This is a genomic window from Streptomyces aurantiacus (assembly GCF_001418335.1).
GTDB lineage: Bacteria > Actinomycetota > Actinomycetes > Streptomycetales > Streptomycetaceae > Streptomyces > Streptomyces aurantiacus.
In genome coordinates this window covers 38,759-62,977 of the sequence record NZ_LIPP01000088.1, presented here as the reverse complement: position 1 = coordinate 62,977, position 24,219 = coordinate 38,759, and the positions used below count along the sequence as shown (strand labels likewise).

Sequence of the window (24,219 nt, the reverse complement as noted above, 5' to 3'; positions counted from 1 at the left end):
GACCGCGCTCGACGTCACGGTGCAGCGGCAGGTGCTGCGCCTGCTGGAGCGCATCCGGGCCGCCGACGACGTGGCGCTCCTGCTGATCAGCCATGACATCAACGTGGTGGCGCAGACCTGCGACCGGGTCCTGGTGATGTACGCCGGGCGCATCGTGGAGGAACTGCCTTCGGACCGGCTGCTCACCGCGGCGCGGCACCCTTACACGCGTGCGCTCATCGCCACCGTGCCCCACATGGACACCGACCTCGACCGGCCGCTCGCCGTCATCCCCGGCCGGCCCGTCACGCCGGACCAGGTGCCGGCCGGCTGCGCCTTCGCGGCCCGCTGCGCGTTCGCGCGGGACCGGTGCCGCACGGACGATCCGCGGCTGGCGGCGAGCGGTCCCGGCCACCGGGTCGCCTGCTGGTATCCGCACACCGAACCCGCGGACCGGCCGCTCGACGAGCGGCCGGCCGACCCCATCGGCGAAAAGGGTGACCGGCCGTGAGCGAGCTGCGATTCGAGGACGTCACCGTGCGCTACGGCACGGGGCGACGGGCGATGAAGGCCGTCGACGGAGTCAGTCTGACCGTGCCCTCGGGGCAGGTGGTCGGCCTGGTCGGCGAGTCCGGCTCGGGAAAGTCCACCCTGGCGCGGGCAGCGGTCGGTCTCGCGCCGGTCGCCGCCGGACGCGTACTGCTCGACGGCAAGGAGGCGAACCACCGCACGGCGCACCACCGCACATCGGGCCGGGCCGGGCGGGCGGTGCAGATGGTCTTCCAGGACCCGTACGCCTCGCTGGACCCGCGGATGCGGGTCGGCGACTCGGTCGCCGAGGCCATTCCGCGGGCCGCTCCGGACGGCGCCGGCGGACGCCGCGCCGAGGTCACCCGGCTGTTCGGTCTGGTGGGTCTCGACGCGGGACACGTCTTCGCCCGGCCGGCCGAACTGTCCGGAGGACAGCGTCAACGGGTCGCGCTCGCACGGGCGTTGGCGGGCCGGCCCGAGGTGGTCATCGCGGACGAGATCACCTCGTCGCTCGACGTGTCGGTCCAGGGCACCGTGCTCAACCTCGTACGCGACCTCCAGCGCCAGATGCGCCTGGGCATGCTGTTCATCTCGCACAACCTCGCGGTGGTGCGCTACGTCAGCGACGTCATCGCGGTGATGTACCTCGGCCGCATCGTCGAGTGCGGCCCCGCTCACGAGGTACTGGCCGACCCGCAGCATCCCTACACCCGGGAACTGCTGGCGGCGGCGCCCGGCCGGGACGGATACGCGTGGGAGACCGCGAGTGAGGGCGACGGCACCGTCACGGACGTCGAGCCCCCCGACCCGCACCATGTGCCGGCGGGATGCCGCTTCCATCCGCGCTGTCCCGTGGGACCGCTGGTGCTGTCCGGGCGCACCGACTGCCTCACCCTTGATCCGTCCTCGGGAGCCGCGGACCGCGTGCACTCCACCGCCTGCCACTTCGCCGCCGGCCGTCCGGCCGCGTCGGGCGCCGCGTCGGGAACTGTTTCGGGAACCGCGTCGGGAACTGCGTCGGGCGCCGCGACGTGACGCGCCCCGCTCCCCCGGTCCCGTACACGCTTCTCCGTTCACCCGCACCCTGTTCACCTGCGCCTTTCTCCGTTCACCCTTCTCCGTTCCCTGTTCTCAGTTCACATCCACATGTCACAGTGAGGAGGGCCTCATGACTCGGCCCCTGCGCCTGGCGGACCTGGCCGGCATCGCGACACCGGAGCAGCCCGCGCTGTCGCCGGACGGCGAGCGGATCGCGTATGTGCTGCGCACCAGCGACCTGGACGCCGACCGGCACGTCCGCAACCTGTGGCTGGTGCCCGGCGCCGGTGGCGACGCCCGGCAGCTGACCCGCGGCGGCAACGACCACGCACCGGGCTGGTCCCCGGACGGCACCCGAATCGCCTTTCTGCGCGCGGGCGACGGCCCGGCGCAGCTGTGGCAACTGCCCGCCGACGGCGGCGAGGCCGAGCCGCTCACCACGCTGCCGCTCGGCGCCGGAGCTCCCGTGTGGAGCCCGGACGGCACCCGTATCGCGTTCACCGCGCCGGTCGACATCGCGGCCGCCCCCGGCACACCCGGCCCGCGCGGGCCGAACCCGCCGGTCGTCATCGACCGGCTCGACTACCAGACCGACGGGGGCGGCCTCGTCGGCACCGTCCGCCGACACCTGCACGTCCTCGACCTCGCCACCGGCGACTGCCGCCGGCTCACCGACGGGGACTGGTACGCCTCGCCGCCGGCCTGGTCCCCGGACGGCACGCGGCTGGCCTTCACCGCCGCGACGGCGCCGAACGCGGACCTGACCGCCCACTCCGCGACCCATGTGCTCGCCCTCGACGACCCCACGGCGGTGCCGGTGCGGGTCGGCCTCCCCGAGGGCAGGGCCGCGACCGTCGACTGGACGGCGGACGGCACCGCGCTACTGGTCGTCGGCCACCTCAAGGACCCGGTGGGCCACGCGCGGCTGCTGCACGTCCCGCTCGACGACGATGCCGGCACGGGCGTGACGGACCTCGCCGCGTCCCTGGACCGCAACGTGATGCCGGGCGGCCCCGGCTACCCCGGCGCGCTGCCCCAACTCGCCCAGGACGGCGGCACGGTGCTGTTCTGCGTCCGCGACCGCGGCTGCACGCACCTGTACGCCGTCGGTCTCGACGGCGACCCGGCGGAGCGACGGCCCCGTCTCGTGCTCGGCGGCGCCGGACACATCGTGTCGGGCATGGCCGTGCGCGGCCACACGGTCGCGCTCGTGCTCGCCACGCCCACGTCGTTCGGCGAAATCGTCGTGCTCGACCTCGCGTCGGGCTCCCGGACCGTCCGCACCGCACACGGCTCGGCCCTGGCCGACGTCGAACTGTTCCCGCGGGTGGAGCGGGAGTTCACCATCTCGGACGGCACCGTGGTCCAGGGCTGGCTGACCGGCGACCCGGCGGCCCAGGACGGCACGCCGCGCCCGCTGCTGCTCGACATCCACGGCGGCCCGCACAACGCGTGGAACGCCGCCGCCGACTCCATCCACCTCTACCACCAGGTCCTCGCCACCCGCGGCTGGAACGTGCTCCTGGTCAACCCGCGCGGCAGCGACGGGTACGGCGAACGGTTCTTCGACGCCGTCAACGGCGCGTGGGGCCTCGCCGACGCGCAGGACTTCCTGGAGCCGGTGGACACGCTGGTCGCCGAGGGCGTCGCCGATCCCGACCGCCTCGCGGTCACCGGGTACAGCTACGGCGGCTACATGACCTGCTATCTCACCGGTCACGACGACCGGTTCGCCGCGGCCGTCGCCGGTGGCGTCGTCAGCGACCTCACCAGCATGGCCGGCGCCGCCGAGGACGGGCACTTCCTCGCCGCGCACGAACTCGGCGGACCGCCCTGGGCCCTGCGGGAGCGGTACGAGGCCATGTCTCCGCTGACCCGGGTCGAGGACGTGCGGACCCCCACCCTGATCCTGCACGGCACGGACGACCTGGTCTGTCCGATGGGTCAGGCCTCGCAGTGGCACACCGCGCTGCGCGAGCGCGACGTACCGACCCAGCTGGTCCTCTACCCGGGCGGCTCGCACCTGTTCGTGCTCGACGGTCCCCCGTCGCATCTGCTGGACTTCAACGGCCGCGTCGCCGAGTGGGTGGAGCGGCACGCCGGCGGGCCCGCGGGCCGAAGGCGGCCACCGGTCGACGGCGCGTACTGGCAGCGGCGGCTCGCCGCCCTGGCCGCCAAGCACCGGGTGCCGGGCGCGACCCTGGGCATCCTGCGGATCCGCCCGGACTGGGCCGGCGCGCACGACGACGAACTGGTCGAGGTGGCCCACGGCGTCCTCAACCTGGACACGGGCACACCGACGACCACCGACTCGCTCTTCCAGATCGGTTCGGTGTCGAAGGTGTGGACGGCCACCCTGGTCATGCAACTGGTCGACGAGGGCCTCCTCGACCTGGACGCACCACTCGTCACGGTGCTGCCCGAACTGGTGCTGGCCGACCCGGAGACGACGAAGGCCGTGACCATGCGGCACCTGCTGACCCACACCAGCGGCATCGACGGTGATGTCTTCACCGACACCGGACGGGGCGACGACTGCCTGGAGACCTACGTCGCGGGGCTCGCGGACGTACGGCAGAACCATCCGCTCGGCGCCACCTGGTCGTACTGCAACTCCGGGTTCTCCCTCATGGGCCGGGTCGTCGAACAGCTCACCGGCATGACCTGGGACCGGGCGATCCGCGAGCGGGTCTTCGCCCCCCTGGGCCTGCGGCACACGGTGACCCTGCCCGAGGAGGCACTGCTGCACAGCGCGGCCGTCGGCCACGAGGCGCACGACGGCGGCTCCCCGCAGCGGGCGCCGGTGTGGGGCCTGCCCCGGTCCCTGGGACCCGCGGGGCTGATCACCTCCACGACCGCCGATGTCCTGGCCTTCGCCCGCGCGCATCTGAACGGCGGGCGCACCGCCGACGGCGGCCGGCTCCTCAGCGGCGCCGGTACCGAGGCGATGGCCGCCCGGCACGCCGAGCTGCCCGATCCGTACACCCTCGGCGACTCCTGGGGCCTGGGCTGGTGCCGGTTCACCTGGGACGGCCACTTCCTCCTGGGCCATGACGGAAACACCATCGGCCAGTCCGCGTTCCTGCGCCTGCTGCCCGCCGAGGGACTCGCCGTCACGCTGCTCACCAACGGCGGCCACACCCGCGACCTGTACGAGGACCTCTTCCAGGAGATCTTCGCGGAGCTCGCCGGCCTCGACATGCCGCGCACACCGGCGCCTCCGCAGCAGCCCCCGGTCGTCGACGTCGGGCCGCACACCGGCGTCTACGAGCGGGCCGGGGCCCGGATGGAGGTCCTGGAGCGTGACGGCGGGGGCGTCCTGCGCATCACCGTGACGGGCCCGCTGGCGGAGCTGGTGCCCGACCCGGTGGAGGAGTTCCCGCTGATCCCGCTGGACGCCTCCGGTGAGCGCTTCGCCGTCCGGAGCCCGGAGAGCACGACCTGGCAGCCGGTGATCTTCTACACCCTCCCCACCGGCGAGCGGTACATGCACCACGGCGTGCGTGCCACGCCCAAGGCGGCCACCTCGTGACGCCCCTGGTCACGCACATGACGGCGGCGCTCCCGCGGATCCTCGACGACCTCGCGGCGCTCGTCGGCCGCGAGTCGCCCTCGGCCGACCTCGACGCGGTCGCGAGGAGCGCCGACGTGGTGGCCGAGCTGGGGACGGCCCGGCTCGGCGTCCGGCCGGAGCGGATCGTCATCGAGGGGCGCACCCATCTGCGGTGGCGGCTGGGCGACGCGCCGTCGCGGGTGCTGCTGCTCGGGCACCACGACACGGTGTGGCCGATCGGCTCGCTGGCCCGCCGTCCGTTCTCCGTGGACGGCGGCGTCGTACGCGGTCCCGGCTGTTTCGACATGAAGGCCGGGCTGGTCATGGCCTTCCACGCCGTCGCGGCCCTGCCCGACCCGTCGGGCGTCACCGTCCTGGTCACCGGCGACGAGGAGCTGGGCTCACCGACCTCGCGGTGGCTGGTGGAGGAGGAGGCGTCCGACTGTGCCGCGGCACTGGTGCTGGAGGCGTCCGCGGACGGCGGCGCCCTCAAGACCGGACGCAAGGGCGTGTCGCTGTACGAGGTGCGGGTGCACGGCCGGGCCGCCCACGCAGGCCTGGAGCCCGAACGCGGTGTCAACGCCACCGTCGAACTGGCCCACCAGGTCCTGGCGGTGAACGGGCTTCCCGACCCGCGGCGGGGCACGAGCGTGACCCCGACCGTGCTGACCTCCGGGAGCACCACCAACACGGTTCCGGGCAGCGGACGTTTCGCCGTCGACGTACGGGTGCGTGATGCGGCCGAGCAGTCCCGGGTGGACCGGGCGATGCACGCACTGCGGCCGGTCCTGCCCGACGCACGGGTGGAGATCACCGGCGGCCCCAACCGTCCGCCGCTGGAACCCCACGCCTCGGCGACGCTCTTCGCCCGCGCGGTGGTCCTGGCAGACCGGCTCGGGCTGCCCGAGCCCGTCGGGGTGGCCGTCGGCGGGGCCTCCGACGGGAACTTCACCGCGGGTGTCGGCACACCGACCCTGGACGGGCTCGGCGCGGTGGGCGGCGGAGCCCACGCCGACGACGAGCACGTGATCGTGGCCGAACTGCCCCGGCGCGGCGCGCTGCTGGCCGCCCTGGCGGACGATCTGCTCGCCGATCCGCCGCCCCGCACGGGGGCGCGTGATGCGGCCGGCCCGGCCCGGACCCTTGAGGGAGACCGCTCATGACCGAGTCACCACCGACAGGAGGCATCAGGCCCGTGATCGACCCGAACCACCTCACCGGCGACACGATCCGAGGCGCCGCCGCCGAGGCCGCCGTCCGGGCCACGGCCGCCGCCGAGGCCTCGAAGGTGGCGGTCCGCGAGGTGCGTACCGGCCGGGAACTGGACGCCGTCCACGACCTGTTCAACGTCATCTGGCAGCCAGGACCGGCCGGTGCGCCGATGACCGGTGAACTGCTGCGGGCTCTCGCCAAGTCGGGCAACTACATCGGCGGAGCCTTCGACGGTGACGAGCTGGTCGGCGCGTGCGTCGGCTTCTTCGGCGCCCCGGCGGACGAGGCGGTGCACAGCCACATCGCCGGCGTGAGCGGGGCAGCCCGGGGCCGCAGTGTCGGCTTCGCGCTCAAACTGCACCAGCGGGCCTGGTCGCTGGAGCGGGGCGCGTCGGCCATCACCTGGACCTTCGATCCCCTGGTGTGCCGCAACGCCTACTTCAACCTCGTCAAACTCGCGGCGCGGCCCGAGGAGTACCTGACCAACTTCTACGGCGGTCTGCAGGACGGCATCAACGGCGGCGACGACACCGACCGGCTGCTCGTGCGGTGGGACCTGCTCGGTGAGCCGGTCCGCGCCGCCTGCGCCGGTGGGTTCGCGCCGGCGGACGCCGCGGCCCTGCGTGCGGCCGGCGCCGCGGTGGCCCTGGACACGGACCCGGACGGCGCCCCCGCCGCCGGCACACTCGATGCCCCGACGCTGCTCGTCGCGGTCCCGCCCGACATCGAGCGTCTCCGGCTGACCGCGCCGAAGCAGGCCGAGAAGTGGCGTACGGCCCTGCGTGCGGCCCTCGGCACCCTGATGGCGGAGGGCGCACGTGTCACCGGTTTCGACCGGAGCGGCTGGTACGTCCTGCAACGCGCCGGGACCACCGGTGCGGCGAAGGCCTCCGTGGAGCGTTCCCGCACCACCCGTGTTCCCGTGACAGGCGAGGAGAAGCGATGAAGCTGACGGGCGTCGAACTGCGCCACATCGACATGCCCCTGGTGGCGCCGTTCCGGACGTCCTTCGGCACGCTCACCAGCCGCGAGGCACTGCTCCTGCGGGTGGTCACCGACGAGGGCGAGGGGTGGGGCGAGTGCGTGGCGATGGCGAGCCCGCTGTACTCCTCCGAGTACGCCGACGCCGCCGCCGACGTCCTGCGCCGCTTCCTCGTCCCGGCGCTCGCCCGCACGGACCGTCTCGACGCGGTCGCCGTCGCCCCGGCGCTGGCCCCCGTCCAGGGCCACCGGATGGCCAAGGCGGCGCTGGAGATGGGCGTCCTGGACGCCGAGCTGCGCGCCGCGGGCCGCCCACTGGCCCGTGAACTCGGCGCCGTGCGGGACAGGGTGGCGTGCGGTGTCTCCGTCGGCATCATGGACTCCGTCCCGGCACTGCTCGACGGCGTCGCGGGCTATCTCGACGCCGGGTACGTCCGCGTCAAGCTCAAGATCGAGCCGGGCTGGGACGTCGAACCGGTGCGGGCCGTGCGTGAACGCTTCGGTGACGCGGTGGCGCTCCAGGTCGACGCGAACACCGCGTACACCCTTGCCGACGCCCGCCACCTGGCCCGCCTGGACAGCTACGACCTGCTGCTGATCGAACAGCCGTTGCCCGAGGAGGACATACTCGGCCACGCCGACCTGGCCCGGCAGATCCGTACGCCGGTCTGCCTGGACGAGTCGATCACGTCGGCGCGGGCGGCGGCGGACGCGATCCGGCTGAAGGCCTGTTCCGTCGTCAACATCAAGCCCGGCCGGGTGGGCGGCTATCTGGAGGCACGGCGCATCCATGACGTCTGCGTCGCGCACGACGTGCCGGTCTGGTGCGGCGGCATGCTGGAGACCGGTCTTGGCAGGGCCGCGAACCTCGCCCTGGCCGCTCTGCCCGGGTTCACCCTGCCCGGCGACACCTCGGGCTCGGACCGCTACTACCGCACCGACATCACCGAGCCGTTCGTCGTGCGCGACGGGCACCTGACCGTGCCCACCGGGCCCGGGATCGGCGTGGACCCGCTGGACGCCGAACTGGAGGGCGTGACGCGCCATGTCGAGTGGATTTCCGCCCGGACTGTGCTGTGAACAGGACGACCGTGCTGTGACCAGGGCGTGTGCGCGGCGGCCGGCGCCGGGCACGGCTCTTGTGGGCGCGTACCAAGTGTGATGCTGTCGTGGCTCAGCCTCCGGAGGGCACCGGTTCCATGAACGCACACGGCAGCCTGGCCAGGGTCCTGCACAATCTGGGCGACACCCTGCTCGACGTCGTCCACCGCGGGGCCCGCGACAGCGCGGACATCGGCGGCATCGTCATCCACGACCCGGTGGAGGACTCCGTTCCGCCACCGCACGCGCTGGTGCTGGGCGTCGGACTGCGCGAACCCGGTGAGATCGCCCGCCTCCTCGGCGACCTGGGACGCCGTCGCGCCGTCGCCCTGGTGGTACGCGCCCCGGTCCCGCTGGACGCCGGAGTGACCGCCGCCGCCGAGGCGTCGGGCGTCGGGGTCCTCGGACTGGCCCGCGGCGCGTCCTGGGTGCAGGTCACCGCCATGCTGCGGGCCGTCCTCGCCGAGGGCGACATCGGCAGGGACGGCCCCGAAACCCTGGGCGGCACCATCTCGGGCGACCTGTTCGCGGTCGCCAACGCGATCGCCGCGCTCATCGACGCACCCGTGACGATCGAGGACCGGCACTCCCGGGTGCTGGCCTTCTCGGGGCAGCTGGACAAGGCCGACGCCGCCAGAACGGAGACGATCCTCGGCCGCCAGGTCCCCGAACGCTTCGCGCGGCTGCTCGCCAGCCGCGGCGTCTTCCGCGATCTCTACCGCAGCGACGGGCCGGTCCACGTGCCGCCCCTGCACAACGGCTCGGACGCTCCCACCGTGCCACGGATCGCCATAGCCGTCCGCGCCGGCGACGAGGCGATCGGCTCGATCTGGGCCGCGGTGAGCGAACCCCTCAGCCCTGAACGCTCGCAGGCGCTGCGGGACTCGGCCAAGGTCGTCGCCCTGCACATGCTCCGGTTGCGGGCCGGTGCCGACGTCGAGCGCAGACTGCGCGCCGACCTGGTGAGCACCGCGCTCGAAGGCGGGGCCGGCGCACGCGAGGCGCTCAGCCGGCTCGGGCTGGCCGACCGTCCCGTCGTGGTCCTGGCTCTCGGTCTGCGGGACGACACCGACTCGGCGTCCGGCGCGGACGCGAACCTGGCGACCGAGCGGGAGCGCCTGGCCGACGCGTTCGCGATGCACCTCGGCGCGGTGCACCCGCACTGCGCCGCCGCCCTGCTCGGCGACACGGCGTACGGGCTCGTCCCCGCCCAGCAGGACCGCGGCGTCAGCGAGGAACGGGCCATGCGCGTCGCCGCCGATTTCCTCGACCGGATCGGGCCGCGGACCGGTGTGGTGATCGGCATCGGCCCGACCGGTGCGGACGCCGAAGGGCTCGCCCAGGCACGCTCGGGCGCCGACCGCGCCCTGCGGGTGCTGCGCACCGCCGGCACCGAGCGGCGCGCGGCCCGGCTCGCCGACGTGCATGTCGAAGCGCTCCTGTGCGAACTGCGGGACATCGTCGCGGCCCGCGGCGACCAGCCCACCGGCCCTATCGCCCGGCTGGCCGCCTACGACGAGCGCCGCCGGGCGAACCTCATCGAGACCCTGCACGCATGGCTCGACGCGTTCGGAGACATCGGCGCGGCCGCGGCTGCCGTGCACGTCCACCCCAACACCTTCCGCTACCGTCTGCACCGCCTCGCCGAGGTCGGCGGCATCGACCTCACCAGCCCCGAAGCACGCTTCGCCGCGATGCTGCAACTGCGCGTGATGCCCCCCGAGCCTGCCGTTCGACATCAAGAGGCGCCGCGGTCGCCCAGGTAGCCCCGCGTGCCGTCGTCGTCGGTGTCGGTATCGACTCCTATCGCGGGCCCTCGTCCTGCCGGCGGAGGCCGTCGAGGACGACCCTCATCAACGGGCGTGCCCTCGCCTCCCATTCGCCTTTGTCCAGCCGGCTGAGGTAGGCGATGAGCAGGATGACGCCGTGAGGGTCCACGTCCGTCCGGATGGCCCCGGCCTCTTTCCCTGCGCTCAGCAGGAGATCGAGGGCGCTCTCGATCGGAGTGTGGCTGTGGTCGACGAGGTCCTGCCAGGCTGCCGGCTCCAGCGCCGCCAGCACACCGCGTTTGACCTCGGCGTAGTCGATCACTCGGTCGAGCCAGAGACGCAACGCCTCCGCGGGTGTGTGCTCCGCCAGCAGGCCGGAGGCGGCGGCCACCAGCTCCTCGACGTCCTGACGGTAGACCTCGGCGAGGAGCGCCTCGCGCGTGGGGAAATGCCGGTAGAGCGTCCCCTGCCCCACGCCGGCGCGCTTGGCGATCTCGTTGAGGTACACGTGGTCGGACTCGGCGAGGACGGCACGGGCGGCCTCCACGATCCGGACCCGGTTCTCCGCTACGTCCGCACGATGTGCTGCTGGACTCATGGCTCCTCGTACTCCCCTCACTGGCGACCGGACACGTGTCCGCGTAGGGTGGCACCGAGCCCCGGACACGTGTCCACTCTAACTGGGAGACAGCTATGCCCTCTCTTGACGGCAAGATCGTCGCCATCACCGGAGCAAGCGCCGGCATCGGTGAAGCCACGGCCCGACTGCTGGCCGAGCGCGGCGCCGCCGTGGTTCTCGGCGCGCGCCGCAGTGAACGTATCGACGCCATCGCACAGAGCATCCGCGAGGAGGGAGGCCTGGCCGCCACCTGCGTCGTCGACGTCACCAGGGCCGAGGACCTGCGGCGCCTGGTCGCCACCGGCGTCGACCGGTACGGACGCCTGGACGTACTGGTGAACAGTGCGGGTATCGCCCCGATAAGCCCGCTGGCCGATCTCGACACCGAGAACTGGTCGGCCATGATCGATGTCAACCTCCGCGGGATGCTGCACGGTGTCGCCGCGGCGCTGCCGGTCTTCCGCGAGCAGGGGGCGGGCCACCTGGTCACCATCGTTTCCGTGGCCGGCCTGACCGTGTCCCCCACCATGGCCGTCTACGCCGCGACCAAGAACGCGGTACGCACGGTGCATGAGGGACTGCGCAAGGAGTCCACCGACGGTGTGGTGCGCACCACCGCCATCTCGCCGGGATACATCCGCACCGAGCTCGCCGACTCGATGTCGGACCCGCGTCTTCAGGAGCTGACGCGCAAGAACATGGACGCGATGGGCATCCCCGCGGCAGCCGTCGCCCGCGCGGTGGCCTTCGCCATCGAGCAGCCCCACGACGTCGAGATCGGCGAGATCAACGTTCGCCCCACCGTTCAAGGCTGAACTACCGTGCGGCGACGGGTACCGTCGGTGTCAGGAGAACCGGTTGCGGTACTCGGCGGGCAAGACCCGCAGAACACGCAGGAACGACTTGCGCATGGTGGTCTCCGTGCCGAAACCCGCTTCGCGCGCGATCGATTCGGGGCTTCGGACGGTCTCCACCAGCATGCGGGTCGCGGTGGCCACCCGGACACGCTCCACGTACTCCCGTACGGACATGCCTACTTGGGCGCGGAACAAGCGGGTGAAGTGTCGCTCCGAGAGGCCCGCGTGACCGGACAGGGCGCGGAGTGTCAAGTCTCCCCCGGGACAGGAGGAGATCAGGTTCTGCGCCTTGCGCAACGCGGGAGTTCGCGCGTCACGGTCGCGTAGGTCGGCGAACTGCGCCTGGCCACCTGGTTTGCTCACGTAGGTGACAAGCGAGCGGGCCACGAGCTGGGAGACCTCACGGCCGAGATCGTCCTCCACCAGCGAGAGAGCCAGATCGATGGCGGACGCTCCGCCCCCTGCCGTGGTGATGTGACCGTCCCGAACCACCGTGTCACGGGAGTCGACGTGTACGCCGGGATACCGCCGTACCAGTTCTTCGGAGAACTCCCAGTGGGTGGCCGCTCTGCGCCGGTCGAGTATCCCGGTCCCGGCGAGGACGAACGCTCCCGTACCCACCGACGCGACTCTCCGCGCACGCCCGACCAGCGCACCGAGCGCGTCGGTGGTCCCCCGGTCGACGGCGGGAACTCCCTCGGCGCCCGGCACGAGCACCGTGTCGACCTCTGCCACCTCGCCGACGGTGCGGTGCGCCATGACGGTGAGCCCGTTGGACGTACGGACCGGGGACCCGTCCGGGGACGCCGTCAGCACGTCGTACCGGAACTCCCCGGCGACCGCCGTGTCCGACGCGTTCGCGGCGTTCGCGGCCGAGAAGACATCCGCGGGACCTGAGAAGCCGATGCTCTGCACGCCCTCGAAGAGCGGTATGACCACCATGTGCCGCTGTCCCGGCTCACGTCGACGCTTCATCGTCCCCCCGATGCCACCCCGTTGTCGCGTCCTCCGTCCAGGATCGGCACAACGACCGGTGTTCCGCCATACATGTCGATATACATGCCGCTGCCGAGGCGGTGAACCCGACCGGCCGCACGGATACGCGGGGCCGCTGTTCCTACTGTTCCGCACCGGAGACGGTCGGGGCAGCCGCGGGCGACCCGGTCGGCCCCCCACGGACTGTGGTGCGCCGGGTGGCCAGCAGCAGGACGCCGAGCCAGCCGGCGGCCGCGGACACCACCAGTGCGTCCCGGGCGCCGTGGGCCGGGCCCGCGAGACCCCATACGGCCGCCGCGAGCGCGGGGCCCAGCGCGAAACCGAGGCCGCGTGAGAGTTGTACGAGGGAGCCGGCGACGCCGACGGCCCCGGGCGGCGCGGCGGTCATCACCAGCGTCTGCGTGGGCCCGCCGTAGAGGCCCATCCCGGCTCCGGCCAGCGCGAGGCGCCAGGCGACATCGCCCCGCGTCCAGTCGTCGCCGCCGATCAGCGCGAGCAGGGTCAGGCCGAGCGCGGTGGTGGCGGCGCCGACGATCGCCGCGGGCCGGGGCCCGTACCGGTCGGCGACGCGCCCGCCCACCGGACCCATCAGGCCCATGGCGAGCGGAAAGGACAGGACGGTCAGCCCGGTGGCGGTCGCCGACAGGCCGCTGTCGCTCTGGAGCCGCAGGGCCACCACGTAGTACATGGCCGCGAAGGCCGTGGCCAGCGCGCACACGGCCCCGTACGCCCCGGACGCGTCGGACGCGCGCAGTACGTCGAGCACCGGACGCGCGGCGGGACGGCGCAGCCACCAGAGCATCGGAGGCAGCGCGGCGACCACCAGGAGCAGCCAGGCGGGGACCGTGGGAGCGAGGGTGAGCGCGAGGAGGAGCGCGGCGACGGCGCTGCCGACGAGCGCGGCGTCGGTGAGGGGCTGTCGGCCCGGAGCCGCCGGCCGGCCTCCCTTCGGCATGACGCGGACGGCGACGAGCAGGACCGCAAGGCAGACGGGGAGCTTGACGAGCAGAACCGCCCGCCAGCCGAAGGTGTCCAGGAGCACCCCGCCGATCGCGGGGCCGGTGACCGCTCCCAGTGGGCCGAGTGTGGCGGGCACGCTCATCGCCCGGCCGCGCAGTTCCGGCGGCACCGAGCGCATCACGAGGACGGGCACGAGGACGAACAGCAGCGCGCCGAAGCTCCCTTGGGCGATCCGGGCGGCGGCCAGCCAGGCCATCCACGGGGCGGCAGCCGCGAGCAGACCGCACAGCGCGAATCCGCAGACGGCGAGGACCAGCGCGGAGCGCAGTCCGGCTCCGCCCGTCGCGCCGCCGTCCAGCCAGCGGCCGACGGGCAACAGCAGCGCCACGACCGCGAGTTGGTATCCGAGGACCGTCCACTGGGCCATCGCCGGGGAGACGTCCAGGTCCGTGGAGATGTCCGCGAGCGCCATGGTGGCGATGTTCATGTCGAGCATGGCCACGAACGACAACGTGCCCGCGACGGCGACGAGCACCCATGGGCTCCGGTCGCCCCCCAATCGGTTCACGTGGCCCGCCGCCGGCCGGAGGCCCTTCACAGCCGTACGGCGCCGGAGTTGAGGCAGGCGAGCAGCGTGCGCGCCTGGACGTTGACGTAATGTCCGTGAGCCGTGAGGGAGTTGAGCTGACCGGCCGTCGCCCAGTGATAGCCGGGGGGCGCGTCGACGGGTGCCTCGTCCTCGTCGGCAGGCACGAACAGGTAGCGGATCCGCGCGTTCAGGAACCGGCCGCCCTCCTCGGAGTGCACGGTCGCGTAGTGCGCGCCGTGCCCCTCGGCGGCCGTCAGGACCAGGTCGAGGAACGGCGGCCGGTCCTCGGCCCGTTCGGGGGCCCAGTTGGCGGGGACACACTGGACGGTCGGTGCCAGTTCGATCGTGTCGAGGTGTCCGGCTTCCGTCTTCGCGTGGACGAGGATGTGCGGTACGCCGCCGATGCGGCGGAACACGAACGCCGCCACGCCGGTGCCGCACGGCTCGATCAGCGGCTGCGACCAGCCGGTGACCTCACGGTTTCCCGCCTCGACGGTGACGCCGGTGACACGGAAGAAGCGGCCGTCAATGCGTCCGATGCCGTCCGCGTCGCGGGTCCAGCCGTCGACCCGGCCGAGGGCCATCAGCCGGGCGTCGACGTCGTGGCGGGCCCGCTCGGCGGTGAACCAGGAGAGCAGCTCGGTGTCGGAGTGCAGGGCTCCCGGTTCCGGCGCCGACATCGGGAAGCAGGACAGGACGGTACGGGAGTCCATGTTGACGACGTTGTCCAGGCGCAGCAGCTCACCGATCTGGCCGAGAGTCAGCCAGCGGAAGCCGGCCTGGCACGGCACGTGCGCGTCGGTGGCCTCGACCAGCATGTTCCGGTTCGACTTGCGGTAGAACCAGGAGCCGTGTTCCGACTGGAGCGAGTCGGCCAGCACCCGTCCGCGTGCCGGGTCCGTGAAGTGTTCCAGGTAGCTGACCGCGGCGCCCTCGTGGACCCGCTGGTAGTTGCTGCGGGTGGCCTGGACGGTCGGCGACAACTGGAGCAGGTTGGGGTTGCCGGGTTCCATCTTCGCCTGCAGCAGGAAGTGCAGGACGCCGTCGAACTCCTTGGCGAGCATGCCGAGGATGCCGACCTCCGGCTGGTGGATGACGGGCTGCTGCCAGTGGCGGTGCGGGCCCTCGTCGAGGGTGACGTCCAGGCCCCGCACGGAGAAGAACCTGCCGCTGCTGTGGACGAGGTCGCCGGTGCCGGGTGCGAAGGACCAGCCGTCGAGCCGGTCCAGTGGCGCTCTGCGTACGGTGAAGCGGTGGGCGCGGGCCCGCTCGGCGAGCCATCCGGTGACGTCCTCGGTACGCATCTGGTGGCCGTGCCCGGTCGCGGCGGCGGACCGGGCCAGCCGCGCGGGCAGGTCCTGGGCGGCGCGGGGGCGCAGGAGCGCGACAGTGCTCACCGTCGGCCTCCCACGCCGTCCCGGTCCCGGTCCCGGCCCGCCGTGTCCGCGAGGTGGGCCACCGTACGGCGCAGCGCCTCGCCGAACGCGGTGCGGGGTGCCCAGCCGGTGGCGGACCGGAACGCGGAGGCGTCGATGGTGATGCTGCTGAAGTCCCCCGCCTCCGCGTGCGCGGGCGGTTCCACGGAGACCACCGGCACGGGCGGCTCCCCCGTGCGCTCCGCGACAAGAGCGGCGACCTGCTCGAAGACCTGTCCCAGCGGCCTGCCCTCGCCGGTGCCGAGCAGCCAGTGGCGCCCGGCGAGGGACTCGGCGTGGTCGATGGCGGCGACGACGGCACCGGCCAGGTCGTCCAGGTACAGCAGGTCGCGGCGGACCGTGCCGTCGTGCCACATCGTGATGGGGTCGCCGGCCAGGGCGCGGCGGGTCATCGCCGAGACGATGCCGCGGTCGCGGGCCGTGGGTCCGAAACCGTGTCCGAAGACGGTGGGCAGTCGCAGCGACACCCCGCGCAGTACGCCGTGGGCGCTCGCGTCGAGCAGGAGCCGTTCGGCGGCCAGTTTCTGACGGTCGTACTCGCCCGTCGGGCGGTCCGGCTCGGTGCCGTCGAGGACTTCCTTGCGGGTCGGGCCGACCTGGGAGGCGGCTCCCGTGAACACGACGGCCGGCGGTGTCCCGCCCTGCCGTGCGGAGAGGACGCCGACCAGGTCGCGGGCCAGGCCGACGTTGACGCGCTCGGCGGCCGTGTCGCCGTCCTCGATGCGCCAGGTGGAGGTGGCCGCGCTGTAGAGCGTGGCCAGGACGACGACGTCGGCGTCCGCCACGGCGGCGTCCAGTTCGCCCGGCTCGGTGAGGTCGGCACGCCGTACCTCGATGTCGGCCGGGGCCCCGGAAGGGACGGCCGAGGGGCGCCGGGCGACCGCCCTGATCCGTAGGGGCCGAGTGGCCAGTTCGCGCAGCACGGCCGACCCGACGAATCCGGTGGCGCCGAGCACGACGATCCTCGGGGTCCGGGTCATGTCCACAGTGCGGCCTCCACCTTCCGGCAGGTCTCGTACTCGGGCAGCAGTCCTTGCGCCCGTGCCTCGGCGAGTGTGGGGGCGACGCGGTCCCGCTCGGACTGCGTGACGTCGTACCCCTCGGGGATGGGCAGTCCCAGCTCCGGGTCCCGTGGGGAGACGGCGAGTTCGTTCTCGGCGGCGTACCCGTCCGACATCACGTAGACGATGATCGAGTCGTCCCGCAGGGACAGAAAGGCGTGTCCGACCCCGACCGGGATGTACAGGGCCTGGCAGCTGTCACCGCCGAGTTCGGTGGATTCCCACTGTCCGAACGTGGCGGAGCCGATGCGCAGGTCGATCAGGTAGTCCCGCACCTGCCCGTACGGGCAGTAGACGTACTTGGCCCGGCCCGGTGGCGTCTTCGTGTAGTGGATGCCGCGCAGCACACCGCGCGCGGAGAGGTTGTGGCTGATGTCGCGTACCGGGAAGAGGGTCCTGTCGTGAGCGGCGGTGAAGGGCGCGTCCTGGTACGGCGAGGTGAACAGGCCGCGGTCGTCCCGGTAGACAGGCGGTACGAACGCGAACGCGCCCTCGATGCCCAGCTTGTGCACCTGCATGGCGCTCACTCGCCTTCCTGCTCGACGAGCACCTCGCGCAGGGCGCTGATGACTTTGTCCTGCAGCCCCGTGGGGAGGGAGGGATACATCGGGAGGGAGAAGATCTCGCCCGCCAGTTTCTCGGTGACCGGGAGGCTGCCCGCGGTGTATCCGAGGTGCGCGAAGCCGGACATGGTGTGCACCGGCCAGGGATAGCTGACGTTCAGCTGGATGTCGTAGGCCTTGAGTGCCTCGATGATCGCGTCGCGCCTGGGGTGGCGGACGGTGTACACGTAGTAGACATGGGTGTTTCCGGGGCTGGTGGCGGGCAGTTGGAGCCGGCCCGGACCGGTGAGGTCCCCGAGTTGCTCCTCGTAGCGGCGGGCGACGGCGTTGCGTCCGGCGACGTACGTGTCGAGCCGGCCGAGTTTGCGGCGGAGGATCTCCGCCTGCACCTCGTCGAGCCGGGAGTTGTGGCCGGGCGTCCGCAGGACGTAGTACGCCTCTCCCATGCCGTAGTAGCGCAGTTGACGCAGGGCGAGGTCGGTCTCCTGGTCGCGGGTGAGCACCGCGCCGCCGTCGCCGTAGGCGCCCAGCACCTTGGTCGGGTAGAAGGAGTAGGCCGCGGCGTCGCCCATGGTCCCGGCGAGCCTGCCGTGGTGGCGGGCGCCGTGGGCCTGCGCGCAGTCCTCCAGGATCTTCAGCCCGTGCCGGTCGGCGATCCGCCGCAGCGGCTCCATGCCGGCGCACTGCCCGTACAGGTGGACCGGCAGCAGCACCTTGGTGCGTTCGGTGACGGCGGCCTCCACCTGGTCGGTGTCGATGAGGAAGTCCTCCTCACCGACGTCCACGAACACGGGTGTCGCGCCCGTCGAGACGATGGCGACGACCGTGGGAGCGGCTGTGTTGGAGACGGTGATCACCTCGTCGCCGGCGCCGACACCCATCGCCTCCAGAGCGAGCTTCAGGGCGTTGGTGCCGTTGTCGACCCCCGTGCACCAGCCTCCGCCGTGGTGGGCGGCGAACTCCTCCTCGAAGCCCTTGACGCTCTCGCCGAGCACGAGGCGGCCCGAGGCGAAGACCTTCCCGACGGCGTCGAGAAGGTCGTCCTTCTCCTTCTCGTACTCGGGCAGGTAGTCCCAGACGTACGTGGTCATGGTTCTCCTCGGAGACACGGTGTCGGTCTGTTGGCCGTCAGATGTTGTCCGTCGAATGTTGTCCGTCAGATGGGGAGCGGGGCCCGTAGGGCTTTCCACCAGGCGGGGTTGTCGCGGTACCAGTCGACGGTCTCGGCGAGGCCGTCGGCGAACGAGTGACGTGGTGCGTACCGCAGTTCGTCACGGATCTTGCGGTCGCTGATCGAGTAGCGCACGTCGTGGCCCTTGCGGTCGGGCACGTGCCGGATCATCGAGGAGTCGGCGCCGCAGAGGCGGAGGATGCGTTCCGTCAGTTCGAGGTTGGTCAGCTCCTCGCCGCCACCGATGTGGTACACCTCCCCCGCCCTGCCCCGGGTGAGGACGAGGTGGACGGCCCGGCAGTGGTCGTCGACGTGCAGCCACTCGCGCCGGTTGCGCCCGTCCCCGTACACGGGCACGGGCTCGCCCTCCAGCAGGTGGGTGACGAACCGCGGGATGAGCTTCTCCGGATGCTGGCGTGGCCCGTAGTTGTTGGAGCAGCGGGTGACGGAGATGTTCAGGCCGTGGGTGCGCCAGTGGGCGCGGGCGACCAGATCGGAGCCCGCTTTCGAGGCGGCGTAGGGGGAGTTGGGGAGCAGCGGCGACTCCTCGGTCCACGCCCCGTGGTCGATCGTTCCGTACACCTCGTCGGTGGAGACGTGCACGACGCGCCGGACTCGGGCTGCCACCGCCGCGTGGCAGAGGATCTGGGTACCCAGGACGTTGGTCCGGGCGAAGTCCGCTCCCCCGTCGATGGACCGGTCGACATGCGACTCCGCGGCGAAGTGCACCACGGCGTCGTGTCCGGGCATCAGTTCGGCGAGGAGCCGGGCGTCGCAGATGTCGCCGCGTACGAAGGTGAGGCAGTCGTGGGTGACGGGGAGGTTGTCGCGGTTGCCGGCGTAGGTGAGCTTGTCGAGGACGGTCACGGTGTGCGCGGCCCCGGTCTCGTACGCCCCCGAGAGCAGTGCCCGTACGTAGTGGGAGCCGATGAAGCCGGCGCCGCCGGTCACCAGGATCCTCATGACGCCTCCTCGTACCGGGGATTGCTGGTGATCTCCATCAGGTACTGGCCGTAGGGCGACTTGGACAGGGCGAGGCCGAGCCGGTGGCAGGTGTCCCGGTCGATGTAGCCCATGCGCCAGGCGATCTCCTCGACGCAGCCGATGCGCACGCCCTGCCTGTTGAAGAGGATCTGCACGTACTGCCCGGCTTCGTTGAGCGCGTTGTGGGTGCCTGTGTCGAGCCATACGAAGCCCCGGCCCAGCTGGACGCACTCGGCCTTGCCGCGTTCCAGGTAGGTACGGTTGACGTCGGTGATCTCCAGTTCGCCGCGTTCGGAGGGGTTGAGCCGGCGGGCGATGTCCACCACGTCGTTGTCGTAGAAGTAGAGGCCGGTGATGGCCAGGTCGGAGCGGGACACGGCGGGCTTCTCCTCCAGCCGGACGAGGCGGCCCGACGCGTCGACCTCACCGACTCCGTACCGCTCGGGGTCGCTCACCGGATAGCCGAACAGGACGCAGCCGTCGACGTCCCGGGCGCTGGTGCGCAGGATCTCGCCGAACCCGGGGCCGTGGAAGAGGTTGTCTCCCAGGATGAGCGCGACGGAGTCGTCCCCGATGTGCTCGGCGCCGACGATGAACGCGTCGGCCAGGCCCCGAGGTTTGTCCTGTTCGGCGTAGGTCAGGGTGATGCCGAGGGCGGCTCCGTCGCCGAGCAGCCGCTGGAAGCCCGGGAGGCCGTCCGGGTCCGCGATGATCTGTATGTCGGTGATCCCGGCGAGCATCAGCACGGACAGCGGGTAGTAGATCATGGGTTTGTCGTAGACCGGCAGCAGCTGCTTCGAGACGCCCAACGTGATGGGGTGCAGCCGGGTTCCGTTGCCGCCGGCCAGGATGATTCCCTTCATCTCGGGTCCTTCCCGGTGTCGGAGATGGTCATGGACGTCCGGCCCACGGGGTCGGCGGAACTGCTCGGTACGCGGTGCTCCACCGCCAGCACCCGGTGTCTGCGCAGGTCCTCCTCCGCGGTCTGTTCGACCCGGTTCATGGCCATGCGCAGCAGAGGCGGTGCCATCAGGGACGTGAGGACGGCGACGAGGACGACGATGCTGAACATCTCGACACTCAGCAGCCCCAGCCGGACGCCGGCCAGCGCGATGATGACCTCGATGACGCCGCGCGCGTTCATCCCTGCGCCGAGGGCGATGGACTCCCAGCGGTTCATACGGCTGGTGAGTCCGCCGACGAACGCGCCGAGGAACTTGCCGAGCACGGCGACCGCGAACACCGCGAACCCCCACAGGGCGATGCGTGGGTCGCCGAGGGCGGTGAGGTCCATGCGCAGTCCGGCGGTGGCGAAGAAGAGGGGGGCCAGGACCCCCATCACCGTGGTGTTCAGGGGGGCGAGCGCCGACGTGTCGAAGTTCTTGGCGTCGCCGATGAGGACACCGCACAGGAACGCCCCGAACACGGCCTCCAGACCGAGGGACTGACTCCCGGCGGCGGACAGGGTCATCAGGACGACAGCGGTGATCACGGGCAGGCCGGCCGCGTCGCGGCGGGCGGCGGCCCGCATCGCGGCGCCCACGAGCCACCGGCCCAGGGTCATGGTGAAGAGCAGGAGCAGGGCGACCTTGCCGAGGGTGAGGAGCACCTGGCCCGCGACGAGACCGGCGGTGGCCATGGAGGCGACGAGGGAAAGGAGTACCCAGCCGACGGTGTCGTCGACGGTCCCCGCCACCAGGATCATCTGGCCCACGTCCCGGTGGATGAGCTTCATGTCGATGAGCGTGCGGGCGATGACCGGGATGGCGCTGACGCACATCGCCACGCCCACGAACAGCGCGAACACCGTCGGGTCGGCACCGGGCGCCCGCAGGCTCGTCGGCAGCAGGAAGCCGACACCGACGCCGAGGCCGAGCGGCAGCAGCAGTCCCGCGGCGCTCACCCCCGCCGCCCGGGTCCCCTGTCTGCGCACGAGCTTGAGGTCGACGTGGATGCCGGTGAAGCCGACGAGGAGGATGACGCCCAACTGGCCGACGGCGTCGAGCAGGTGCATGGACTCGGCGTTCTGCGGGAATATCCAGTGCCCCGGTCCGGGCGCCACCGCGGCCAGCAGGGACGGCCCGAGCAGCACCCCGGCCGACAGCTCCCCCACGATGGCCGGCATGCCCAGTCGCTGGGCGAGCCGGCCGAGGAGCAGTGCTGTCAGCAGCAGCACACCCACTTGCAACAGCAGCACCATCAGGGTGTGGCTGGACAGGGGGGCGACCACTGTGGCTGCCACCGACATGGAAGCTCCTTCTCTCTACGACTCGAAACTGGTGTGCCACGACGTCCCGGACCGGGTCAGGAGGGCCGTCCGATGTCGTCGCCGATCGCCTCGAAGTGGCTCGGCCTGCCGTCCCGGTGCACTTCGCGGCCCACCTTCTGCGCGTCGTGGCGGTGCATGAGCTCCCAGGTGCCGTCGGTGCGGCGCAGCGGCACGGAATGCCACGGCGTCATCCACGCGTCGCCGGCGTCGAGGAGGCGGATGCCGAACTTCTCCTCGCCCCGGTTCTGCGGGTGGATGGACAGGCGCACGTTGCGCGGGTGGCATTCGCCGATCAGTTCGCTCCAGGCCCGGCTGCGGAGGATGACCTCGTAGGCGCGTCGGCGGCATTCCCGCTGGAGCGCCGAGCGGGAGCCCTCCCAGTCCGACGTGTCCTCCACCAGGAACCGGGTGATGCCGCGGTACATGCGCAGCGTGGAGTCGTTGCCGCGCACCTCTGCCCGCAGTTCCTCGACGGAAGGTCCGAGGTTCTCGGCAGCGGTCCTGCGCTTCTCGTCGTACGACAGGTCGGGCCCGTACACGTCCCGCAGGTCGAAGGTGCCGAGGTGGTCGGCGAGGCCTTCGGCATGGATCATCGCGCGTAGTTCGTCGCCGTAGGCGTCGATGTGCTCGTCGGGTACGCCTATGACGTCACCGAATATGTGGCCGTCGGAGCAGATCAGCAGCCTCGCTCCGGGAGCGTAGACCTTCTCGATCTCCAGGCACAGGGAGTGCAGTGAACGCAGTGCGAGCCGCTCCCCGTGGTCCGGCAGATGGTTGAAGACCTTGTCCGGGTTGGGCGATTTGCAGGGAAACCCGGGGACGCTGAAGATCACCTGCTCGTTGTTGCGGACGAAGTCGCCCAACTGTTTCAGCTGCTCGGGAAAGGCGTCCGTGGTGTCGAGGTGTGTGTCACGTTCAAGGGTGCGCCTGTGCGGGAGGAGGAGCGCCAGGATCCGATGGGTGATGCGCTCGGCCTCGGGCGTGAGTGTGGAGACAGCGCAGGGCTGGGACATGATGGTTCGGCTCGTTTCCATGAGTCGCGTGACTGGTCGATGTGGGGCGGGTGGCATGCCGGGCCGGGTGGGGCGGCGGCGGCACGGCTGTTGCTGTCAGTGGTGTTGCTTCAGTGCTGTTGCTGTCAGTGGTGTTGCTGTCAGTGCTGTACGGGGCAGCCGCGGCGTGGCGCGGTGTCCGACGGGCCGAAGGCGACGGGCAGTTCGTTGACGCCGCGCGCGAGGACGGCGCTGATCCAGCCGAGGTCCTCGTCGGCGACGGCGAGGCGCAGTTGGGGCAGCCGGGTGAGCAGCACGCGCAGGGCGATCTGCAGTTCCGTGCGGGCCAGTGCGGCCCCCGGGCAGAAGTGAATGCCGTGTCCGAACGCCAGGTGCGGATTCGGGGTGCGGTCGAGGTCGAGCGTGTCGACGTCGGGGAACCGCCGGGGATCGCGGTTGGCGGCGCTCAGCGACACGATGACCGAGTCGCCGGCCGGGATCCGCGTGCCGAACAGATCGGCTTCCTCGGCGAAGAACCGCCAGGTGGTGAGCTCGAAGGCGCTGTCGTACCGGAGCAGTTCCTCGACGGCCCGCGCCAGCAGTCCCGCGTCGCGCTCGCCGCTCTCGTCCCTCACGGCCTCCTGGAGGCGTCGGAGCTGGGCGGGGTGGCGCAGGAGTGCGATGAGGGCGGTCGTGATCTGGTTGGTCACCGGCTCCTGCCCGGCGACGAGCAGCTGGAAGACGATGGAGTCCTGCTCCTCCTTGGTGACAGCGCCCCCCGCGCACGCTGTCACGAGATGGGTGAGGAGGTCGTCACCGGGGTGGCGGCGCTTGTCCTCGACGACTTCCGCGATGTAGTCCTGCAAGCCGCGCAGCCGTCCCTCGTAGGCCGGCCGCTGCGGGTCGGCGGGGCCGACGGGCTGCACGACCTTGCCCCAGTCGCGGTCGAAGCGCGCCGCCAGGGCGTCCGGCAGGCCGATCACCTCGGCGAGAACGCGGAAGGGGAAATGCGCGGCGAAGGCACCGACCACGTCGACGACACCACTCGCGCCCCGACGCGCGTCCTGACCTGTCTCTTGACCCGTCTCCTGGCCCTCGCTCGTTGTCACGCCGAGAGCCGCGTCGAGCAGTTCCTCGGCGATCTCCTCGAACCGGGGGCGCGCCTGCTCGACGTTGCGGGGCGAGAACGCCTCGGTGACCAGCTTCCGCATCACGGTGTGCTTCGGCGGATCCTGGTGCAGCAGATGAGCTTGGAGCTGCGCGTGCTGCGGCTCCGGCATGATGGCGGCGCGCTCGCGCCAGGCGGCGTTGCCGAGGTCGTGGTTCTTGCCGAGGCGGTCGTCGTTCAGAGCGCTGTGCGCCGCCTCGTACCCGGTGACGAGCCAGGCGTTGACACCGCTGGGGAAGTTGACCTGGTGGACGGGTCCCTCCTCCCGGAGCTTTCGGTACAGCGGATAGGGATCTGTCTTGTACGCCGCGCCATAGAGAGGCACCGGTTCGAACTGGGGCATGGAGTGCGTCTTCCTTTCTGGTGGACGGCCTGTTTCCCGGAAGGGGA

The 24,219-nt window shown here is 71.8% G+C and carries 20 protein-coding genes; 8 read left to right on the top strand and 12 right to left on the bottom strand.

The window, feature by feature from the left end; genetic code table 11:
* The 7 genes from AOK01_RS13090 to AOK01_RS13060 all read left to right on the top strand — a co-directional run.
* Positions 1 to 490, top strand: a 490-nt coding sequence (locus AOK01_RS13090; RefSeq protein ID WP_169800127.1) for an oligopeptide/dipeptide ABC transporter ATP-binding protein, incomplete at its 5' end; no start/stop codon positions are given.
* Complete coding sequence (locus AOK01_RS13085; RefSeq protein WP_055511154.1) at positions 487 to 1,545, top strand: ABC transporter ATP-binding protein; 1,059 nt, start codon at positions 487 to 489, stop codon at positions 1,543 to 1,545. The genes AOK01_RS13090 and AOK01_RS13085, both read left to right, overlap by 4 nt.
* Positions 1,546 to 1,678: 133 nt before the next feature.
* Positions 1,679 to 5,080, top strand: coding sequence for a serine hydrolase (locus AOK01_RS13080; protein ID WP_055511153.1), 3,402 nt, complete (start codon positions 1,679 to 1,681; stop codon positions 5,078 to 5,080).
* A 17-nt stretch (positions 5,081 to 5,097) separates the two neighbouring features.
* The gene (locus AOK01_RS13075; protein WP_055511152.1) at positions 5,098 to 6,264 is read left to right on the top strand and encodes a M20 family metallopeptidase; all 1,167 of its coding nucleotides are present in this window, start codon (positions 5,098 to 5,100) and stop codon (positions 6,262 to 6,264) included.
* Positions 6,261 to 7,259 (top strand): hypothetical protein, encoded by a 999-nt coding sequence (locus AOK01_RS13070; protein ID WP_055511151.1) that lies wholly within the window; start codon positions 6,261 to 6,263, stop codon positions 7,257 to 7,259. Before AOK01_RS13075 ends, AOK01_RS13070 begins: the two co-directional genes overlap by 4 nt.
* Positions 7,256 to 8,374 (top strand): o-succinylbenzoate synthase, encoded by a 1,119-nt coding sequence (menC, locus tag AOK01_RS13065; RefSeq protein WP_055511150.1) that lies wholly within the window; start codon positions 7,256 to 7,258, stop codon positions 8,372 to 8,374. Before AOK01_RS13070 ends, menC begins: the two co-directional genes overlap by 4 nt.
* A gap of 89 nt (positions 8,375 to 8,463) precedes the next feature.
* Positions 8,464 to 10,161 (top strand): PucR family transcriptional regulator, encoded by a 1,698-nt coding sequence (locus tag AOK01_RS13060; protein WP_342671039.1) that lies wholly within the window; start codon positions 8,464 to 8,466, stop codon positions 10,159 to 10,161.
* A gap of 37 nt (positions 10,162 to 10,198) precedes the next feature.
* Here AOK01_RS13060 and AOK01_RS13055 read toward each other — a convergent pair whose 3' ends face one another.
* Complete coding sequence (locus tag AOK01_RS13055) at positions 10,199 to 10,762, bottom strand: TetR/AcrR family transcriptional regulator (RefSeq protein ID WP_055511148.1); 564 nt, start codon at positions 10,760 to 10,762, stop codon at positions 10,199 to 10,201.
* Positions 10,763 to 10,857: 95 nt separating this feature from the next.
* Between AOK01_RS13055 and AOK01_RS13050 the strand changes: the two genes are divergently transcribed.
* Positions 10,858 to 11,598 (top strand): SDR family oxidoreductase, encoded by a 741-nt coding sequence (locus AOK01_RS13050; RefSeq protein ID WP_055511147.1) that lies wholly within the window; start codon positions 10,858 to 10,860, stop codon positions 11,596 to 11,598.
* 30 nt (positions 11,599 to 11,628) lie between these two features.
* Here the strand turns inward: AOK01_RS13050 and AOK01_RS13045 are convergent, their stop codons facing one another.
* The 11 genes from AOK01_RS13045 to AOK01_RS12995 form a co-directional block, all read right to left on the bottom strand.
* Positions 11,629 to 12,615, bottom strand: coding sequence for a GlxA family transcriptional regulator (locus tag AOK01_RS13045; protein WP_079103380.1), 987 nt, complete (start codon positions 12,613 to 12,615; stop codon positions 11,629 to 11,631).
* A 142-nt stretch (positions 12,616 to 12,757) separates the two neighbouring features.
* The gene (locus tag AOK01_RS13040; RefSeq protein ID WP_055511162.1) at positions 12,758 to 14,164 is read right to left on the bottom strand and encodes an MFS transporter; all 1,407 of its coding nucleotides are present in this window, start codon (positions 14,162 to 14,164) and stop codon (positions 12,758 to 12,760) included.
* A 26-nt stretch (positions 14,165 to 14,190) separates the two neighbouring features.
* Positions 14,191 to 15,582, bottom strand: a complete 1,392-nt coding sequence (locus AOK01_RS13035; protein WP_055511145.1) for an NDP-hexose 2,3-dehydratase family protein — start codon at positions 15,580 to 15,582, stop codon at positions 14,191 to 14,193.
* Positions 15,579 to 16,601, bottom strand: coding sequence for an NAD-dependent epimerase/dehydratase family protein (locus tag AOK01_RS13030; protein ID WP_055511161.1), 1,023 nt, complete (start codon positions 16,599 to 16,601; stop codon positions 15,579 to 15,581). The genes AOK01_RS13035 and AOK01_RS13030 overlap by 4 nt, the downstream gene beginning before the upstream one ends.
* Positions 16,598 to 17,200, bottom strand: a complete 603-nt coding sequence (locus AOK01_RS13025) for a dTDP-4-dehydrorhamnose 3,5-epimerase family protein (RefSeq protein WP_055511160.1) — start codon at positions 17,198 to 17,200, stop codon at positions 16,598 to 16,600. Before AOK01_RS13025 ends, AOK01_RS13030 begins: the two co-directional genes overlap by 4 nt.
* Positions 17,201 to 17,205: 5 nt before the next feature.
* On the bottom strand, positions 17,206 to 18,336 hold the full coding sequence (locus tag AOK01_RS13020) for a DegT/DnrJ/EryC1/StrS family aminotransferase (protein WP_055511144.1): 1,131 nt from the start codon (positions 18,334 to 18,336) through the stop codon (positions 17,206 to 17,208).
* Positions 18,337 to 18,401: 65 nt separating this feature from the next.
* On the bottom strand, positions 18,402 to 19,379 hold the full coding sequence (rfbB, locus tag AOK01_RS13015) for a dTDP-glucose 4,6-dehydratase (protein WP_055511143.1): 978 nt from the start codon (positions 19,377 to 19,379) through the stop codon (positions 18,402 to 18,404).
* Entirely contained in the window at positions 19,376 to 20,263 is an 888-nt protein-coding gene (gene rfbA, locus AOK01_RS13010; RefSeq protein ID WP_055511142.1) for a glucose-1-phosphate thymidylyltransferase RfbA, read from the bottom strand. Before rfbA ends, rfbB begins: the two co-directional genes overlap by 4 nt.
* Positions 20,260 to 21,648: a cation:proton antiporter gene (locus AOK01_RS13005; protein WP_055511141.1), complete on the bottom strand. Its 1,389-nt coding sequence runs from the start codon at positions 21,646 to 21,648 to the stop codon at positions 20,260 to 20,262. The genes rfbA and AOK01_RS13005 overlap by 4 nt, the downstream gene beginning before the upstream one ends.
* A gap of 56 nt (positions 21,649 to 21,704) precedes the next feature.
* The gene (locus AOK01_RS13000) at positions 21,705 to 22,682 is read right to left on the bottom strand and encodes an L-tyrosine/L-tryptophan isonitrile synthase family protein (RefSeq protein WP_055511140.1); all 978 of its coding nucleotides are present in this window, start codon (positions 22,680 to 22,682) and stop codon (positions 21,705 to 21,707) included.
* Positions 22,683 to 22,822: 140 nt separating this feature from the next.
* Positions 22,823 to 24,172 (bottom strand): cytochrome P450 family protein, encoded by a 1,350-nt coding sequence (locus AOK01_RS12995; protein ID WP_055511139.1) that lies wholly within the window; start codon positions 24,170 to 24,172, stop codon positions 22,823 to 22,825.
* Positions 24,173 to 24,219: the final 47 nt, after the last annotated feature.